General features: G+C 72.2%; 15 protein-coding genes, 1 tRNA gene and 1 pseudogene. 10 read left to right on the top strand and 7 right to left on the bottom strand.

Features of this window, described 5'->3' with window-relative positions; genetic code table 11:
* Nucleotides 1–60 precede the first annotated feature (60 nt).
* The 3 genes and pseudogenes from AC3WLB_RS00165 to AC3WLB_RS00175 all read left to right on the top strand — a co-directional run bounded on the left by AC3WLB_RS00165 (nucleotide 61) and on the right by AC3WLB_RS00175 (nucleotide 2,044).
* Nucleotides 61–1,221, top strand: a pseudogene (locus tag AC3WLB_RS00165) (inorganic phosphate transporter).
* Nucleotides 1,218–1,490: a hypothetical protein gene (locus AC3WLB_RS00170; protein ID WP_492502360.1), complete on the top strand. Its 273-nt coding sequence runs from the start codon at nucleotides 1,218–1,220 to the stop codon at nucleotides 1,488–1,490. Before AC3WLB_RS00165 ends, AC3WLB_RS00170 begins: the two are co-directional and overlap by 4 nt.
* Before the next feature lie 65 nt (nucleotides 1,491–1,555).
* Nucleotides 1,556–2,044, top strand: coding sequence for an FBP domain-containing protein (locus AC3WLB_RS00175; protein ID WP_022896347.1), 489 nt, complete (start codon nucleotides 1,556–1,558; stop codon nucleotides 2,042–2,044).
* A 22-nt stretch (nucleotides 2,045–2,066) separates the two neighbouring features.
* On the opposite strand, the gene AC3WLB_RS00180 is transcribed toward AC3WLB_RS00175, so the two are convergent.
* The 4 genes from AC3WLB_RS00180 to AC3WLB_RS00195 form a co-directional block, all read right to left on the bottom strand.
* Complete coding sequence (locus tag AC3WLB_RS00180; protein ID WP_022896348.1) at nucleotides 2,067–2,276, bottom strand: hypothetical protein; 210 nt, start codon at nucleotides 2,274–2,276, stop codon at nucleotides 2,067–2,069.
* A gap of 50 nt (nucleotides 2,277–2,326) precedes the next feature.
* Complete coding sequence (locus AC3WLB_RS00185) at nucleotides 2,327–2,857, bottom strand: hypothetical protein (RefSeq protein WP_492502361.1); 531 nt, start codon at nucleotides 2,855–2,857, stop codon at nucleotides 2,327–2,329.
* A 94-nt stretch (nucleotides 2,858–2,951) separates the two neighbouring features.
* Nucleotides 2,952–3,024, bottom strand: a tRNA-Glu gene (locus AC3WLB_RS00190).
* Nucleotides 3,025–3,108: 84 nt separating this feature from the next.
* On the bottom strand, nucleotides 3,109–4,020 hold the full coding sequence (locus tag AC3WLB_RS00195) for a diacylglycerol kinase family protein (RefSeq protein ID WP_492502362.1): 912 nt from the start codon (nucleotides 4,018–4,020) through the stop codon (nucleotides 3,109–3,111).
* A gap of 58 nt (nucleotides 4,021–4,078) precedes the next feature.
* Here AC3WLB_RS00195 and AC3WLB_RS00200 point away from each other — a divergent pair, with 58 nt between their 5' ends.
* On the top strand, nucleotides 4,079–4,723 hold the full coding sequence (locus AC3WLB_RS00200; RefSeq protein ID WP_492502363.1) for an MBL fold metallo-hydrolase: 645 nt from the start codon (nucleotides 4,079–4,081) through the stop codon (nucleotides 4,721–4,723).
* Nucleotides 4,724–4,727: 4 nt separating this feature from the next.
* On the opposite strand, the gene AC3WLB_RS00205 is transcribed toward AC3WLB_RS00200, so the two are convergent.
* From AC3WLB_RS00205 to AC3WLB_RS00215, 3 genes are all read right to left on the bottom strand, one after another.
* Complete coding sequence (locus AC3WLB_RS00205) at nucleotides 4,728–6,182, bottom strand: phytoene desaturase family protein (protein ID WP_492502364.1); 1,455 nt, start codon at nucleotides 6,180–6,182, stop codon at nucleotides 4,728–4,730.
* A 77-nt stretch (nucleotides 6,183–6,259) separates the two neighbouring features.
* A complete protein-coding gene (locus tag AC3WLB_RS00210; RefSeq protein ID WP_492502365.1) occupies nucleotides 6,260–8,002 on the bottom strand; it encodes an Ig-like domain-containing protein in 1,743 nt (580 codons plus the stop codon).
* A 129-nt stretch (nucleotides 8,003–8,131) separates the two neighbouring features.
* Entirely contained in the window at nucleotides 8,132–8,509 is a 378-nt protein-coding gene (locus AC3WLB_RS00215; RefSeq protein ID WP_492502366.1) for a nuclear transport factor 2 family protein, read from the bottom strand.
* A gap of 124 nt (nucleotides 8,510–8,633) precedes the next feature.
* On the opposite strand from AC3WLB_RS00215, the gene AC3WLB_RS00220 reads away from it, so the two are divergent.
* The 6 genes from AC3WLB_RS00220 to AC3WLB_RS00245 all read left to right on the top strand — a co-directional run bounded on the left by AC3WLB_RS00220 (nucleotide 8,634) and on the right by AC3WLB_RS00245 (nucleotide 16,113).
* Nucleotides 8,634–10,331, top strand: a complete 1,698-nt coding sequence (locus tag AC3WLB_RS00220) for a class I adenylate-forming enzyme family protein (protein ID WP_492502367.1) — start codon at nucleotides 8,634–8,636, stop codon at nucleotides 10,329–10,331.
* Between the two features lie 76 nt (nucleotides 10,332–10,407).
* A complete protein-coding gene (locus AC3WLB_RS00225; protein ID WP_492502368.1) occupies nucleotides 10,408–10,914 on the top strand; it encodes a sigma-70 family RNA polymerase sigma factor in 507 nt (168 codons plus the stop codon).
* On the top strand, nucleotides 10,911–11,705 hold the full coding sequence (locus tag AC3WLB_RS00230) for a zf-HC2 domain-containing protein (protein WP_492502369.1): 795 nt from the start codon (nucleotides 10,911–10,913) through the stop codon (nucleotides 11,703–11,705). Before AC3WLB_RS00225 ends, AC3WLB_RS00230 begins: the two co-directional genes overlap by 4 nt.
* 132 nt (nucleotides 11,706–11,837) lie before the next feature.
* Nucleotides 11,838–13,202, top strand: coding sequence for a 3-phosphoshikimate 1-carboxyvinyltransferase (gene aroA, locus AC3WLB_RS00235; RefSeq protein WP_492502370.1), 1,365 nt, complete (start codon nucleotides 11,838–11,840; stop codon nucleotides 13,200–13,202).
* Nucleotides 13,199–14,935 carry an AMP-binding protein gene (locus AC3WLB_RS00240; protein WP_492502371.1) on the top strand — a complete coding sequence of 579 codons (1,737 nt, stop codon included), beginning with the start codon at nucleotides 13,199–13,201 and terminating at the stop codon, nucleotides 14,933–14,935. Before aroA ends, AC3WLB_RS00240 begins: the two co-directional genes overlap by 4 nt.
* The gene (locus AC3WLB_RS00245; protein ID WP_492502372.1) at nucleotides 14,932–16,113 is read left to right on the top strand and encodes an acyl-CoA dehydrogenase family protein; all 1,182 of its coding nucleotides are present in this window, start codon (nucleotides 14,932–14,934) and stop codon (nucleotides 16,111–16,113) included. The genes AC3WLB_RS00240 and AC3WLB_RS00245 overlap by 4 nt, the downstream gene beginning before the upstream one ends.
* Nucleotide 16,114: the final 1 nt, after the last annotated feature.

Raw genomic sequence — 16,114 nt, forward strand, 5'->3', positions numbered from 1 at the left:
TCGGCCACTGTTCACCCACGTGCCCGCGCGGCACCCCGCCGCCCGGCATAGGCAGGTGGCATGGATGTGCTCATCACGGTTCTGCTCGTCATCGCCATCGCGCTGGTGTTCGACTTCACGAACGGCTTCCACGACACCGCCAACGCCATGGCGACCTCCGTCGCCACCGGCGCCCTCACACCCCGGGCGGCCGTGACCATCTCGGCCGTGCTGAACCTGGTCGGCGCGTTCCTCTCCACCGAGGTGGCGAAGACCATCTCGGGCGGCATCATCAACGAGGGTGAGAACGGCGTCGACATCACGCCGGTGATGATCTTCGCGGGCCTGGTGGGCGCGGTGCTCTGGAACCTCGCCACCTGGTACCTCGGGCTGCCGTCGAGTTCGACGCACGCCCTCTTCGGCGGCCTGATCGGCGCCGCCGTCATCGGGGCCGGCTTCGACGCGGTGAACTTCGGCGTGGTGCTCACGAACGTCGTGATCCCGGCCATCCTCTCGCCCGTCGTGGCGGGGGTGGTGGCGCTCGTGGCGACCTACGCCGCGTACCGCATCACCCAGCAGGCGAAGGCGCGGGGGTCGGATGCGGGTTTCCGGCACGGCTAGACCGTGTCGGCCTCGCTCGTCTCGCTCGCGCACGGCACGAACGACGCGCAGAAGACGATGGGCGTGATCACCCTCACCCTGATCGCGGCGGGCTACCAGGACTCGGGATCGGGCCCGCAGTTCTGGGTCATCGGCGCCTGCGGGATGGCGATCGCGCTCGGCACCTACCTCGGCGGCTGGCGCATCATGCGCACGGTGGGCAAGCGCATCACCGACATCCACGCACCGCAGGGTTTCGCGGCCGAGACCAGTTCGGCGGCGACCATCCTCGTGTCGTCGCAGCTCGGCTTCGCGCTCTCGACCACCCAGGTGACGTCCGGCGCCGTCGTGGGCGCCGGGCTCGGCAAGAAGCTCGCCGGGGTGCGCTGGGGCATCGTGGGGCGCATCGCGACGGGTTGGCTGGTGACGCTGCCCGCGGCCGCGCTGGTGGGCGGGCTGGCGGCGTGGGCCGCGTCGAGCAGCACGCTCGGGCTGCTCGTGGTCGCGGTGCTGGCGCTGGCCGCCGGGCTCGCCTTCTTCTTCCTGGCCCGACGGCATCCGGTCACGTCGAAGAACGTGAACGAGACGGCCGAGGCAGACACCGACGACGAGCGGACGACGAAAGCGGAGGCGGCACGATGACGACGACGGATGCGCTGGGCGCTGTTCAGGCGGCGGCCGACGGGCAGTTCCTCGGGGTGGACTGGGGCGCCTTCGTGGTGGTCTTCCTGGTGGCGTTCGCCGCCACGATCGCGGTGGTGGTGGCCTACTCGGCCGGGCTGCGGCTGCTCGCGGTGGCCGGCCCGGAGCACCGGGCGCTGCCGACCGCGGCGGGCTGGCTGTGCATCGGCGTTGCCGGGCTGGCGGTGCTGGTGGGGTTGTGGCTGATCATCCCGCAGTTCCATCCGTGAGGTGACCGGCCAGGCGGTCTCCGCGCCCGGTTGCATCGTGCTCGGGAGCGATTAAGCTCGAAGCGATGCTGCCACTGACCGAGTCGGAGATCCGCGCCTCATTCACCAACACGAGCCCGCAGGAGCTCGCGCGCATGACCCTCCCGGGCCTGCACGAGATCGTCTGGGAAGACCGGGAGTTCCTCGGCTGGCGGGACGCGCACGCCATCCACCGCGGCTACATCGTGTTCTGGCGCGACGACCGCCCGGTCGGCATCATGCTGAAGGCGGCCGGTTCCCGGATGCGCCCCGGCATCTCCGCGATGTGCTCGCTCTGCCGCACGCCGCTCCCCGGTGGGCAGGTGACGCTGTTCACCGCCCCGCGGGCCGGGCAGGCGGGCATCGACGGCAGCACCATCGGCACCTACATCTGCAGCGACCTCACCTGCTCGATGCTCATCCGCGTGGTGCCGCCGAAGTCGGACATGCAGCCCGACCCCGCCGAGCTCATCGCGGCGCGGGCGCAGGGCCTCAGCTCACGCCTGAACTCCTTCACCGACGACGTGCTGCGCTGACCTGCGGCCGCGGGCCGCGACCTCAGCCGTCGTTCTCTTCGAGGGTGGCCTCGTCGGTGTCGATCTCGGCGTCGGGGTCTTCGGGTTCGTCGGCCAGGGTGGCGTCCACCCCCGACGGGATCGCGTCGGTGGTCGGCCCGTTGCCGACGACGCCCTGGCCGTCGGGGTAGCCCGCGCCGTCGGGGTACTCGATGTCGCTGAGGTCGACGGGCTCGTCGTTCTTGTCGTTCATGGGGCTCCTCCCGGCTCGGCCGATCACGCTCTGTGCATCGACCGTCTGAATCAACCGTGTGCCAGCAACTTAACCACGATCACGATCGCAGCGAACACCAGTTCCCCGGCGAACACCGCGAGCTTGGCCCACCACGGCAGCTCCGCCCGCGCGACGGCGGCGAACGCCACCGCCGCGAGGCCCAACGCCATCGCCCCGACGGCGAAGACCAGTGCCGTGGTGACGTCGAGCCAGCCGATGCCGGCGGCAGCGAGCACCGCCAGCGGCACCACGGCGGTGGTGAGCGCCGAACCCGAGACGCCGATGAAACCCGCCATCGCCCGTGCGCTCGGCAGCCGGGCGCCCACGGCGAGCTCGGCGATGACGTCGGCGAAGAACCCGGCGAGCACGGCACCGAGCACACCGATGAGGAGGGCGGCCGCGATGGTCCACGCGCCCGCCTCCTCGGCGTGGGCGCCGAAGGCGAGCAGTACCGCGAGGCCGGTGAACGCGATGTAGACCCGCTCCCGGATGCGCGGACGCACCTCCTCGATCTCGGCCGGCCGGGGTGCTCTACGGGGTCGGGGTGGGCGCGCGTCCATGCCCTCATTCTGCCGCGACCGGCAGGGACGGGAAGACCCGCAGCGATGCCCGGGAACACGAAAACCCCCGGTTTCCCGGGGGTTTTCGGTGTTGTGACCCCAGCGGGATTTGAACCCGCGTTACCGCCGTGAGAGGGCGACGTCCTAGGCCGCTAAACGATGGGGCCGTTCAGACAACTCATCGAGTATGCCACACTCCGCAACCCTTCTCAAAATCGCCGGGCGCCTCGCCGGCTCGACGTCGGCCGGCCTCAGACGAGCACGGTGAGCGCGCCGGGCACCAGCTCGACCGTGAGCGGCAGCGGCCCGAAGCGCTCGCCGTCGGCGTAGCCGACGATGCCCGGCGCGTCGACCGTCACCGTCCGCCCGCGCACGAACTCGACGATCTCGAGCCCGGCGTGCGTGCCCGAGAAGACCTTCGGGAACAGGCGGATGAACCGCAGCCGCGACACCGGCTTCACGATGAACACGTCGAGCAGACCGTCGTCGAGCCTCGCGTCGGGTGCGACCCGCATGCCGCCGCCGATCGTGGTGTTGTTCGCCACGGCGAGCAGGCACGAGTCGACCTCGCGCCGCACCCCGTCGATCACGAGTTCGTAGCGGCGCGTGCGCAACGTCACGAGCTCGGCGACGAGCGCGACCACGTAGCGTGAGGCACCGGTCGGAAAGCGCATCCCGTTCGCCCGCTCGTTCACCCGCGCGTCGAAGCCGGCCGAGAGCACACCCGCGAACCAGCGGGGTGGCTGCGAGGCGTCCGCGCCGGTGACGCGGGCGGCGTCGACCACCCGCGGCGCGCGCTCGAGGGCGTCGCCGAGCGCGGCGATCGCCGCGTCGTGGTCGCCGGTCGGGATGCCCACGCCGGCCGCGAAATCGTTGCCCGTGCCGGCGGGCACGATGCCGAGCGGGATGCCCGTGCCGGCCACCAGGTTGACCCCGAGGTTCACCATGCCGTCGCCCCCGACCACGACCAGCGCGTCGGTCGGGTGCGTCAGCGCATCCTGAGCCACCCGCACCAGCCCGTCGAAGTCGGGCGCGCTCAGCGGCACCACGTCGTGCCCGCGCTGCTTCAGGGCGGCGACGGTGGCCGGCCCGACCGAGCGGGTCGCTCCGAAGGAGGCGTTGGGGTTGATGGCGACGACGATCCGCTTCGGAGGGGTGCCCATACCGACCGATTATTCCCCAACTTGCAGAACGCGATGCGCGGGTGTTGAGTCGGGAAACATGAGACTCACGAAATTCGAACACGCCGCCCTCCTGCTCGAACAGTCCGGCAAGAAGCTCTTCGTCGATCCGGGAGTCTTCACCACCCCGATCACGGAGGCGGCCGAGACGGTTGCCGTCGTGATCACCCATGAGCACCAGGATCACTGGACGCCCGAGCAGCTGAACCGCATCCTGGACGCCTCGCCCGACGCGCGTCTCATCGGGCCCGAGGGCGTCGTGACGGCGGCGGCCGAGGCCTGCCTCACGGTCGAGCAGGTGCAGCCGGGTGACGCGCTCGAGGTCGGGCCGTTCCGCCTGCGCTTCTTCGGGGGGCGGCACGCGGTCATCCACTCGTCGATCCCCGTGGTCGACAACGTGGGCGTGCTCATCAACGAGGTGCTGTACTACCCGGGCGACTCGTTCGCCGTGCCGGAGGGAGTGGCCGTCGACCTGCTCGCGGCCCCCGCCGGGGCGCCGTGGCTGAAGATCGGCGAGGCGATGGACTACGTGCTCGAGGTGGCGCCCCGGCGGGCCTTCGGCACCCACGAGATGGTGCTCTCGGTGGCGGGCAAGAACATGGCGGCCGACCGCCTGGCCTGGGCCACCGAGCAGGGCGGCGGCGAGTACGTCGCCCTCCAGCCCGGCGACACCCTCGACCTCTGACCGCTCAGGGGGCCAGGGGCGGGGGCGTCGCGATGCCGAAGACGTCGCGGAGGGCCGTGCGAGCGGCGTGCCAGCCGGCCATGCCGTGCACGCCCGGGCCGGGCGAGGTCGAGGCCGAGCACAGGTACACCCCGCCGAGCGGCGTGCGCCACGGCGTGCCCGAGAGCACCGGGCGCGCCACGAGCTGCCCCACCGAGGCGGCACCGCTCGCGATGTCGCCATCGATGTAGTTGGGGTTGTAGAGCTGCATCGCCGAGGCGGGAATGGCAGCCGATGCCACGATGCGGTCGCGGAAGCCGGGCGCGTACTGCTCGATGCGGGCGGTGACCGCATCCGTCATGTCGCGACCGGATGCCCGGGGCACATGCGTGTACGCCCAGAGCACGGTGTGCCCGGCCGGCGCCCGCGAGGGGTCGAAGCCGCTCGGCTGCGAGACGAGCACATAGGGCTGCTTCGGGTGCACACCCCGGGCGAGTTGGCGCTCCCCCGCATCGATCTCGGCGGCGCTGCCCCCGATGTGCACCGTGCCGGCGCGCGCCACCTCGGCGTTCGCCCAGGGCACGGGCCCGTCGAGCACGTAGTCGACCTTCGCGGCCGCGTTGCCGTAGCGGAACCGGCGCAGCACGCTGCGGTAGCCGTTCGGCAGCAGGTCGCCGGCGATGCCGTCGAGGGCGCGCGGCGTCACGTCGAGCAGCACCGCGTGCGCACTCGGCAATTCCCGCAGCGAGTGGATGCGCGTCTCGGTCACGAGCTCGCCCCCGTTCGCGCGCAGATCGGCGACCAGGGCGTCGACGATCGCCTGCGATCCGCCGACCGGGATCGGCCAGCCCCCCGGCGCGTGCGCCAGCATGCCGAGCAGCAGGCCCGCCGCCCGGGCGCCGAGCGAGGCCACCGGCCCGATCGAGTGGGCACTCACCCCGGCGAGAAGGGCGCCGGCCTCTTCGGTGCGGAAGCCGGCGTCGGCCGCGCGGGCCGAGGCGAGCATCCGCAGCCCCATCGCGGTGGCGGCGAACGGATGCCTCGGCCCGCGCAGAATGGGCGACATCGCGAAATCGACCACGGCGTCGCGCTCCATCAGCAGCGGCTCGAACAGGCGCCGCCACGCCGCACCGTCGGCTCCGAGGCCCTCGGCGGTGCGCTCGAGGTCGTGCCAGGCGAGCGCAGCGCGGCCGCCGTCGAGCACTTGGGCGTACGACACCTCGGGCGTGACGAAGTCGACGCGCCGGTCGATGCCGAACGCGCGGAAGAACGGCGAGGCGAAGGCCATCGGATGCACGGCCGAGCACACGTCGTGCAGGTGCCCCGGCAGCGTGAGCTCGGCCGAGCGCGATCCGCCGCCCGCCGTCCCCGCCGCCTCGAACACGCGCACCGACAGGCCGGCCCTGGCCATCGTGACGGCCGCGGCGAGCCCGTTCGGCCCGCTGCCGACCACCACCACGTCGACCGGCCCCGAGCTCATTCCGTCAGACTATCCCCGCCGCCCGCCTGTCGCTTCCGCCGGGCCCACTCCGCGCCGGGCTACCCCTTGGGCACACCCTAGGCGCGCGCTCGGGCCCGGGCGCGCAGCACCGTGCCGACGGCGTAGGCCGCAGCGCCCGCGACGAGCAACGCGATCGCCCACGGCAGCACGCCGTTCACCGAGAGCCCCGTGTTCGCCAGCACGGCGGGTTTCGCCGGCGCCGCCGAGACGGTGAGCGTGACCGGCGCGCTCGTCGACTCGACGAAGTTCGCGTCGCCGAGGAAGCGCGCCGTGATGGCCCCGCTGCCCGCCGAGTTCGGCGTGAGGGTCGCGGTGGCGGTGCCGGTGGCCGAGACGGTGGCGTCACCGAGGTGCTGCGACCCGCGGTAGAAGGCCACGGTGCCCGTCGGGACCACGTCGGTGGCTGAGCCGACCGCGGCCGTGAGCGTCACCGCCGCCCCCACCCGAACGCTCGTCGGAGCGACCGTCAGCGTGGTGGTGGTCGGTGCTTTCGCGATGCTGAGCGTCGTCTCGGCCGAGGAGGGCGTGAACGGCGAGATGTCGGCCGGCACGAACGCCGCGGAGACCGGATGCATGCCCGCAGGATAGGGCGCCGTCAGCGTGAACACGGCCGCACCGTCGACCACCGGCGCGCTGAGCGGGGTGTCGGTGCCGAGCTGCAGCGACACCGTGCCGACGGGCACATCCACCGTGGTCAGGTTCGAGACCGTCACCGTGACGGTCAGGTCGTCGGCGAACACCGGCGCGGCCGGGGCGACGGCGATGTCGGTCGCCGTGGCGTATTCCACGCTGTACGTGATGGTCACCGAGCCGTCGCCGAGCTCGGCGAGCCCCGTGCTGGTGTCCTCGAGCCCGCTGGTCGAACTGCCGCCGCCGGCGCCTCCGCCACCACCTCCGCCGAGGCCGAAGCTGATGCCGCCGTCGACCGAACCGACCGCCTGGGGCGGGGTCGCCGGGTCGCCGTCATCGGTCTGGATCAGGGCGCCGGCGTGCCCGCCCTCGCCACCGGAGAGACCGTCGCCGAAGAACGAGGCGCCACCGCCCCCGCCACCACCGCCGAGGAAGTCGACGTCGCCGCCGTTGGTGCCGTCACCGTCGGCCGAGTCGTTGAGCACGCCGCCCGCACCCTCGGCGAGGCAGTGCAGGCCGAACTCGGGGTCGCCCGGCAGGGCGTCGTCGTCGCGCGGGGCGTGCCCGGCCTCGCCCGCGTTCCCGGCGTCACCACCGAAGCAGAAACCGACCACTCCGCGGCCTCCGCCACCCGCTCCGCCGGCGGCCACGACGGCGTTCGCCGTGTCGCCGTTCACGATCACCGCGGTCGATCCGCCGCCACCGCCGCCGGAGCGCGCGAGGAACGAGCCGTGACCGCCCTCGCCACCCTCCGTCCAGCCCTGGCCACCGACGCCGGCGTCGCCGTCGCTCGGTCCGTCGTAGCCGGGGTCGCCCGCTTCGAGGCGGTAGCCGTCGGTGCCCGCCTCGCCGACGTAGACGGTCAGCTCGTCGCCGGCCGTCACCGCGAGCGTGCCCGAGAGCGCCGCGCCCGCGCCGGCTGCTCCGCCGTTCGTGCCGCCACCGCGACCGCCCGAGGCGCCGTTCAGGCTGAGCACCACGGAGCTCACACCGGCCGGCACCGTCCAGCTCGCGGTGCTGCCCGGATCGTCGAAGACCACGGGTGCCTGCGGCAGAGCCGCGTTCGCCGCACCCGCTCCCGCGCCGACCATGAGTCCCGCGACGACGAGCGACACGACGCCGCCGCCCGCGATCGCCTTCCGGAGCGTGATTCGTGCTGTCGTGGCCATGTGCTGCCCCCTACCCCGGTCGACACTGACCGGATGCCCCACCGGACGCCCGGCGCCCGGATGCGGCGGGCTCGTCCCCGCCGCCGGTGCCGCTCACCCTAACAGCCGGGCGACACGGGGTACAGACCCTTAGGCCCCCTCGTCGAAGGGCTGCTCCATCCACCACTCGGTGAATGCCGTCGCCCGGCCGTCGTCGGCGAATCGCAGCACCCAGAGGTTGCTGTAGACCGGCCCGCCCGAGTACACCGTGGTGCCCTGAACCACCGCGACGGCGCCGTCGACGGCCACCGGATGCCACGAGAAGGTGGTCTCGCCCGGGTCGTCCTGCGCCTCGAGCCAGCCGGCCACGATCTCGTCGTGACCCACCCACGGGTCGGCGTAGGGTTCGGTGCGGTACTCCGCGCCGGGGGCGAAGAGCGCGCGGATGTCGTCGGGGTCGTTGGACTCCCAGGCGCGCCGGTAGCCGTCGATCCAGGCGGTCACGCGGTCGTTCTCGTCGTCGGCCATGAGTCAGTCTGAGCATCCGGCCGCCCGGAACGCAAGGCCTGGCGGCACGACACCGAAAACGCGGCCCGGGATGACGGGGACGCGCCGACGGTTGTATATCTGGAATCCGACAGAACGAGGTCCCATGAGCATCGACGCCACCCCCAACACCGACTACGACCCGAGCGCCTTCCGCGAGGTCTTCGAGCAGCACTTCACCTACGCCTCGGCGTTCGAGCGCAACACGCATCGCTACGCGAACCGCACGGCGCTCACCGACTCGACCACCGGCGAATCGTGGACGTATCGGCAGCTCGGCGAGGTCACCGGAGCCCTGGTCGCCGGACTCGCGCAGCGCGGCGTGGGCGTCGGCGACATCGTGGGCTACCAGCTGATGAACCGGCCCGAGTTCGCCTTCCTCTACCTCGCGGCCCAGGGGCTGCGGGCAGTGTCGTCGCCGATGAACTTCCGGCTGGCACCGGCCGAGACGGCGCACATCCTCACCGAGTCGAAGCCGACGATCTTCGTGTTCGAAGCGGCGGCGGCACCGGATGTCGCCACCGCACTCGGCCTCACCGCGCACGTTCCCGCGGTGCTCGCCGCGGTCGGCTCCCCCGCCGACGTGGCCCGGGCCGCGGAGCTCGTGCCGGGGACGGTGCCGTTCGCCGAGCTGCTCGTGGCCGGGGCGCCGAGCTTCCGTGCGCCCGAGGGCGGGTCGGTGTGGGACGAGACCTCCCGGCTCTACACCAGCGGCACCACCGGCATGCCCAAGGCGGTGCCGCTGACGAGCCTCAACGAGGTGCTCACCGCGCACGACGCGATCATGCACTTCCCGCTCGGGCCCACCGACAAGACGATGAACATGTCGCCCTGGTTCCACCGCGGGGGCAACTACTGCGCGGGCCCGAACACGGCGTTCTACGTGGGCTCGGAGGTGGTGACGCTGCCGCAGTTCGATCCCGGACTCGTGCTCGACCTCATCGAGCAGCACGGCCTCACGTACGTGATCGGCGCGCCGACCAACCTCGAGCGCCTCGCCGACGAGCAGGAGGCACGCCCGCGCGACCTCTCCTCCCTCTCCGGCATCGTCACGATGGGCGCGCCGCTCGAGCGCGCCGCCGCGCTGCGCTACCAGCGCACCATCACCCCGCGCATCGCCAACGGCTACGGCACCACTGAGGCGTTCTGGAACACCTACCTGCGCCCGGAGGACCTGCCCGACGCCGCCGGCGCATCCGGTCGCGCGTGCCTGGACGACGACGTGGTGGTGGTGAACGTCTACCCCGACCGGATGGCCGACCCCACCGACACCGTGCCGCAGGACGGCAGCACCGTGGGCGAGGTGATCATGCGCTCGGTCAAGAGCGGCTACTCCTACATGCACAACCCCGAGGAGCAGGCGAAGAAGTTCCGCGACGGCTGGGTCTACCCGGGCGACCTCGCCACCTGGGACGGCGACGAGATCGTGACGATCGTCGGCCGGAAGGACGACATGATCATCTCGGGCGGCGAGAACGTGCATCCGGTGCAGATCGAGGAGGTGCTGGCCGGGCATCCGGGAGTCGCCGACAGCATCGTGACCGCGGTGCCGGACGCGGAGTGGGGCGAGGTCGTGGTGGCCTACGTCAAGCGCCGCGCGGGAGTGCTCGAGGATGCGGCTGCCGCAGCGACCGAGCTCGACCGGTTCTGCCAGGACAGCGTCGCGCTCGCCCGCTTCAAGCGCCCGCGCCGTTATGCCTTCGTCGACGACCTGCCGTACACCGCGACGGGCAAGAAGCAGCACTTCCTCATGAAGCGGCAGGCCCCCGACGACGTCGCGGCCGGACTCTTCGTGGCACCCTGAGCGAGCGTGCCGGCGGATGCACGGCGCACGATTGAACGAACCGGGCGGCTGTTCCGTTGTGCTTGATGGAGGAACGATGTCGGAGGATCAGGCGGAACTGCTGCGGGCGATCCACGACGCCCACGGGCCGGCGTTGTTCCGCTACGTCGTGCGCCTCACCCAGGACCAGAATCTGGCCCAGGACGTGGTGCAGGAGGCCCTGCTGCGGGCCTGGCGGTCGCCCGCCATCCTCGAGCAGAGCGACGACGCCGCCCGGGCGTGGCTGTTCACGGTGGCGCGCAACCTCGTCATCGACGACCGGCGCAGCGCCCGGCACGCGCACGAGTTCGCGACCGACGACGTGCCCGACCGGGGCGTGCACGACGAGACGGATGCGGTGCTCGACAAGTGGCTGCTCTCCGACGCGCTCCGCTCGCTCTCGATCGAGCACCGCACCGCCGTCGTGAGCTCGTACTACCTCGGCCGCTCGGCCGCGGAGATCGCCGAGCAGGAGGGCGTGCCGGTGGGCACGGTGCGGTCGCGCATCCACTACGCGTTGCGGGCGCTGCGCCTCGCCCTGCAGGAGCGGGGGGTGACCGAATGAGCGAGCCGAGCGCACCCGCCGAGCCGGTGCGGGGCGATCCGTTCCGGGACTGGGACGCCGCCTACGTGATGGGCATGCTGAGCCCCGACGACCGCCGCGCCTTCGAGCGGCATCTCGCCACGTGCGCCGCCTGCACGGCCGCGGTCGCCGAGCTCGCGGGGCTCCCGGGCATCCTCGGCGCCCTGAGCCCGGCCGAAGCGGTCGCGCTGCTCGACGAGCCCGCGGCGCCCGAGCGGACCCAGCCCGACCTCGTGCACCAGCTCGCCCAGCGGGTGGGCCGGCGCCGGCGGCGCACGAGGCGGCGGATGATCGCCCTGGTCGCCGGCGTCGGCGCGGCACTCGCCGTGGCCGGCGTGTTCGCGGGCTTCGGCTTCGGCACGGCGGCGGAGCGCAGCACGCCACTCGCGGTCGCCACATCGACGGCCGCGCCCGGCGGGCCCGACGCCAACGTCGCACCGATCGGCGACGGGGTGGCTCGTGCCATGACCCCCGTCGAGCCGGGCGGAGTCGAGGCGGAGCTCGCCGTCACCGAGAAGGGCTGGGGCACCCGCTTCGACTGGAGCTGCAGCTACGGCACCGGCCGGCCCGGCTACCCGGGCGCCCCCGACCTCACCTACGACCTCGTGGTGACGGATGCGCGGGGCACCGAGACGACGGTGGCCAGCTGGTCGGCGGCCGGGGAGGCGGCGGGCAACCTCTCGGCATCGACGAGCATCCCCACCGCACAGCTGCGCGCGGTCGACATCCGGCTCGCCGGCAGCGATCACCCGTTGGCCCGCACGACCTTCTGACCCTACCCGGGTGGCGACGAGGCCGCAGGCGAAGTGGCAATATTGTCTCCGATACCTTTTCGTTGCCTGTGCGACTCCCCTTTCCGGAGCCCGCGACACATCTTCAGGAGGTGCACTGGCGTGCAGTTGTTCGTGAGCGGTTCCGACACCCGAATCCATGGCGATCTGAACATCCCGGTCTCGAAGTACCACGCCCATCGCGCCCTCGTGCTCGCCTCGCTCGCGCCCGGTCGCAGCGTCGTGCGCGGGCTGTCCGAGACCCGCCAGGTGGTCTGGACCGTGGGGGTGCTGCGCGCGCTCGGCACGAGGATCGAGATCGACGGCGACACCTACGTGGTGCACGGCGGCCGCTATCACACGCGGGGCGGTGTCGTCGATCACGGCTCGATCTCGGCCGAGGGACTGCTCAACGTGGGTTCGTCGGGCACCACGCTCTACTTCATGACCGGCCTGGCAGCTCTCGCCGACCGGCCGATCACCCTCACCGGCATGAAGTACTTCCGCCGCCGGCCAATCAAGGCGCTGCTCGATTCCCTGGCGCAGCTCGGCGTGCGGTACTCGGCCGAGAACGACTGCCCGCCCATCACGGTGCAACCCGGCACGCCCGCCGGCGGTCACGTCACCATTCCCGGCACGCTCTCGCAGTGGCTCTCGGGGCTGCTGCTGCTCGCCCCCTTCGCCGAGCGGGAGACCACCATCGAGGTGCAGGGCGAGCTCAACGAGCAGCCCTACGTCGAGCTCACGGTGCGCATGATGCGGCACTGGGGGCTCGTCGTGGAGCACTCCGACGACTGGCGCACCTACACCGTCCCGGCAGGCCAGACCGCGACCGCCGCCGACTACACCATCCCGCCGGATGTCGGCTCTGCGGCGTTCGGGCTGGCGGCCGCCGCCATCCACCCCGCCGATGTGCTCTTCCGCGGCCTCACCGCCACCACCTCGGCCGAGACCGACCACCCCGAGGCCGAGTTCCTCGACCTCGTCGCGGCCATGGGCCTGCCGATGGAGCGCGACGAGGAGACCGGATTCGTGCGGGTGCGCCACGACGGCATCGAGCTCGCACCACTCGACATCGACTGCCAGCCCATCCCCGATCTGCTCCCCGTGCTCTCGGCGCTCGCGACCTTCGCGCGTGGCACCTCACGGCTCCGGAACGTGGCGCACATCCGCTTGAAGGAGTCCGACCGGGTGAACGCGATGCTGCAGCTCAACAAGCTGGGCGGCGACCTGGTCGACACCGGCTCCGAGCTGCGGATCACGGGGGTGGACGCCCTGCACGGCGCCCCCATGTCGTCGTTCAACGACCACCGGGTGCTGATGTCGCTCTCGGTCGCGGCCACCCGCGCCACCGGGGAGTCGCGGCTCACCTATCCGCGCGCGTACCGCATCTCGTACCCCACGTTCCTGCAGGCGATGACGAGCGTCGGGCTCGACATGGCGATCACCTCGCTCGCGGACGCCGACAAGGCGCAGTCGCAGCAGGCGCTCGCCTCGTGAGCGGCGCGACCGCCGGCCTCGGAGTCACCGCGGCCGTCGAGGCGCTCGTGCGTGCGCAACCGGATGCGCCGGCCGTCATCGAGGTCGGCGAGCGCCCCCGCACGCTCAGCTGGGCCGAACTCAAGGCCGAGGCCGATCGGGTGTCGGCCGTGCTGCTCGACCTCGGCGTGCGGCGCGGCGAGTCGGTCGCGTTCCAGCTGCCGAACTGGGCGGAGTGCGTCACCGTCACGCTGGGCGTGCTGCAGATCGGTGCGGTCGTGGCCCCGATCATGCCCGTGTTCGGCGAACGCGAGGTGGCGATGGTGCTCGCCCGAGCCAAGGCGCGGGTGCTCGTACTGCCGGAGTCGTTCCGCAAGCGCCGGCACGCCGACGAGCTCGGCGCGGTGCTGCGCGAAGCCGCGTCGAGCGGCCGCACGCTGCACGTCGAGCACGTGCTCGTGGTGCCCGACCGCGACCCCGCAGGCGCCCTGCGCGCGGGCGCCGGCCCCACCGCCGGCTCTGGAGCGGTGCGCGACGAGTCGGCGCCGTGGGCGTGGCACGACTTCGACGCCGCGACTGCTGCCGTGCAGGTCGATACGGGCGCCATCGCGGCGCGGCGGCCGGCCGACACCGACGTCGCCCAGCTCCTTTTCACCTCGGGCACCACGGGCGAACCCAAGGGCGTGCAGCACGCGCACCGCTCCCTGGGGCTCGCGACCGCCATGGAGGTCGCGCACCTCGGCCTCACCGCCGACGACCGCGTGTACATCCCCTCCCCGCTGGCGCACCAGACCGGCTTCCTCTACGGGCTGCTGCTCAGCTGGCAGCTGGGCGTCGCATCCGTCGTGCAGCCGATCTGGAGCGCCGAGGTCGCCCTCGAGCAGGCGTTCGCGGGCGCCCGCGCGAGCTTCGTGCAGGCGGCCACGCCCTTCCTGATGGACCTCGTCGAGCGCGTCGAGGCCGGCGCGGCCGCTCCGCAGAGCCTGCGCATCTTCGTGGCGACCGGCGCCGCCGTGCCGCGTGAACTCGCCGAACGCGCCACCCGGGTGCTCGACACCGCGATCCTCGGCGCGTTCGGCACCACCGAGACCTGTCTCGGCACGCTGTCGGCGCCGAGCGACCCGCCCGGCTCGGCGTGGGGCACCGACGGGCGACCGCTCGAGGGCATCCGCATCCGCATCGTCGACGACGAGGGCGTCGAGCTGCCGCCGGGTCGCGAGGGCAACTACGAGCTGCTCTCCCCCACCCTGTTCCTCGGCTACCTCGACCGGCCCGACCTCACCACCGAGGTCTTCACGCCCGACGGCTGGTACAAGACGGGCGACCTCGGCATCGTCGACGCCGACGGGTTCCTGCACGTCACCGGGCGGGTGAAGGACGTGATCAACCGCGGTGGCGAGAAGATCCCGGTGGTGGAGATCGAGAACCTGCTGTTCACGCATCCGCAGGTGAAGGACGTGGCGATCGTGGCGATGCCGGATGCTCGGCTCGGCGAACGCGCGTGCGCCTACCTTGTCACCGCCGACGGGGCAGCGCCGCTCGGCTTCACCGAGATGCAGCAGTTCCTCGCCGAGGCGCGGGTGTCGAAGTACTACTGGCCCGAGCGGGTGGAGTACATCGAGGCGCTGCCGCGGAACCCGGTGGGCAAGATCCAGAAGAATCTGCTGCGGGAGCGCGTCGCCGCGCTGCTGGCGGCCGAGACCGCGTCCGGCCACGACGCGTCCGACGACGAGAGGGAGAGCGCACGAGCGTGAGCGACATCGACGAGAACGAGTTCCAGCAGCTCAAGGCCGAGATCGAGGCCTGGGTGCGCGGGCCCGGCGAGCTCTGGGCCGAGCGCATCGAAGCCGAGAACGACGTGCCGCGCGAACTCTACGAGGAGCTGCGCGACCGCGGCTACCTGAGCCTGGCGGCGCCGGCCGAGCTCGGCGGGCGGGGCATCCCCTTCCCCCGCTACCTCGAGCTGCTCGAGATCGTGTCGCGGTCGCACGCCTCGATCCGGATGCTCGTGCACGTCAACAACGGCACCTGGCGCGCCATGGAGCCGTTCGCGAACGCGGAGCAGCGCGAGCTCGTGAAGAAGGCAGTGGCGGGCGAGGTGCTCGTGGCGTTCACGCTCACCGAGGCGACCGCGGGAACCGGGGCGGACATCCGCTCGACCGTGCGGCGCGAGGGCGACACCTACTACCTCAACGGCGAGAAGCACCTCATCACCTTCGGGGTGAAGTGCGACTACTGGCTGCTCTTCGCCCGGCTCGAGGGCACGAGCGGCAAGGACGGCACGGTCGCCCTGCTCGTGCCGAACAGCGGGCTGCCGGGCGCCGAGGTCATCGATGACTCGCAGACCATGGGCGTGCACGGCACCGACCACGCCATCCTGCACTTCACCGACACCCCCGTGCCGGTGAGCGCCCGGCTCGGTGAGGAGGGCGACGGGCTGAAGGTGGCGCTCGGCGGGTTCCTCCTGCCGAGCCGCGTGTCGGTCGCGATGAGTGCGGTCGGACTGGCCGAGCGGGCGCAGGAGCTCGCGATCGAGTACGCGCTGAAGCGGGAGACCTTCGGCAAGAAGCTGGCCGAGCGGCCCGTCATCCAGACCTACCTGGCCGAGAACTACGCCGACATCGCGGCGGCGCGCGCGCTGATCTTCGAAGCCGCACGAGCGTACGAGGCCGGAGCCGCCGACGCCGGAGCGCTCTCCAGCGCATCGAAGATCGTCGCCGTCGACATGCTCGCGCGGGTGACCGACAAGGCGTTGCAGATCCACGGCGGCCAGGGCTACTGGGCCCGCAACCCGATCGAGCGGGTGTACCGGGACGCCCGGGCGCAGCGCTTCGAGGAGGGCACGAACGAGATCCAGAAGACGGTGGTGGCCCGGGCCGTGCTGACCGACCACCTCGCCACTCACCCCACGACCCCGAAAGCCGAGGCCTGAG

This window comes from Herbiconiux sp. FW305-C-125 (genome assembly GCF_058783455.1).

Excerpts from the sequence above, each read along its gene's own strand:
- AC3WLB_RS00205 (WP_492502364.1), bottom strand. The coding sequence starts at position 6,182 with ATGAGCTCGGGGCCGGTCGACGTGGTGGTGGTCGGCAGCGGGCCGAAC.
- AC3WLB_RS00230 (WP_492502369.1), top strand. The coding sequence starts at position 10,911 with ATGAGCGAGCCGAGCGCACCCGCCGAGCCGGTGCGGGGCGATCCGTTC.
- AC3WLB_RS00220 (WP_492502367.1), top strand. The coding sequence starts at position 8,634 with ATGAGCATCGACGCCACCCCCAACACCGACTACGACCCGAGCGCCTTC.
- AC3WLB_RS00170 (WP_492502360.1), top strand. The coding sequence starts at position 1,218 with ATGACGACGACGGATGCGCTGGGCGCTGTTCAGGCGGCGGCCGACGGG.
- AC3WLB_RS00215 (WP_492502366.1), bottom strand. The coding sequence starts at position 8,509 with ATGGCCGACGACGAGAACGACCGCGTGACCGCCTGGATCGACGGCTAC.
- AC3WLB_RS00200 (WP_492502363.1), top strand. The coding sequence starts at position 4,079 with ATGAGACTCACGAAATTCGAACACGCCGCCCTCCTGCTCGAACAGTCC.
- AC3WLB_RS00175 (WP_022896347.1), top strand. The coding sequence starts at position 1,556 with ATGCTGCCACTGACCGAGTCGGAGATCCGCGCCTCATTCACCAACACG.
- AC3WLB_RS00180 (WP_022896348.1), bottom strand. The coding sequence starts at position 2,276 with ATGAACGACAAGAACGACGAGCCCGTCGACCTCAGCGACATCGAGTAC.
- AC3WLB_RS00185 (WP_492502361.1), bottom strand. The coding sequence starts at position 2,857 with ATGGACGCGCGCCCACCCCGACCCCGTAGAGCACCCCGGCCGGCCGAG.
- AC3WLB_RS00225 (WP_492502368.1), top strand. The coding sequence starts at position 10,408 with ATGTCGGAGGATCAGGCGGAACTGCTGCGGGCGATCCACGACGCCCAC.
- AC3WLB_RS00195 (WP_492502362.1), bottom strand. The coding sequence starts at position 4,020 with ATGGGCACCCCTCCGAAGCGGATCGTCGTCGCCATCAACCCCAACGCC.
- AC3WLB_RS00210 (WP_492502365.1), bottom strand. The coding sequence starts at position 8,002 with ATGGCCACGACAGCACGAATCACGCTCCGGAAGGCGATCGCGGGCGGC.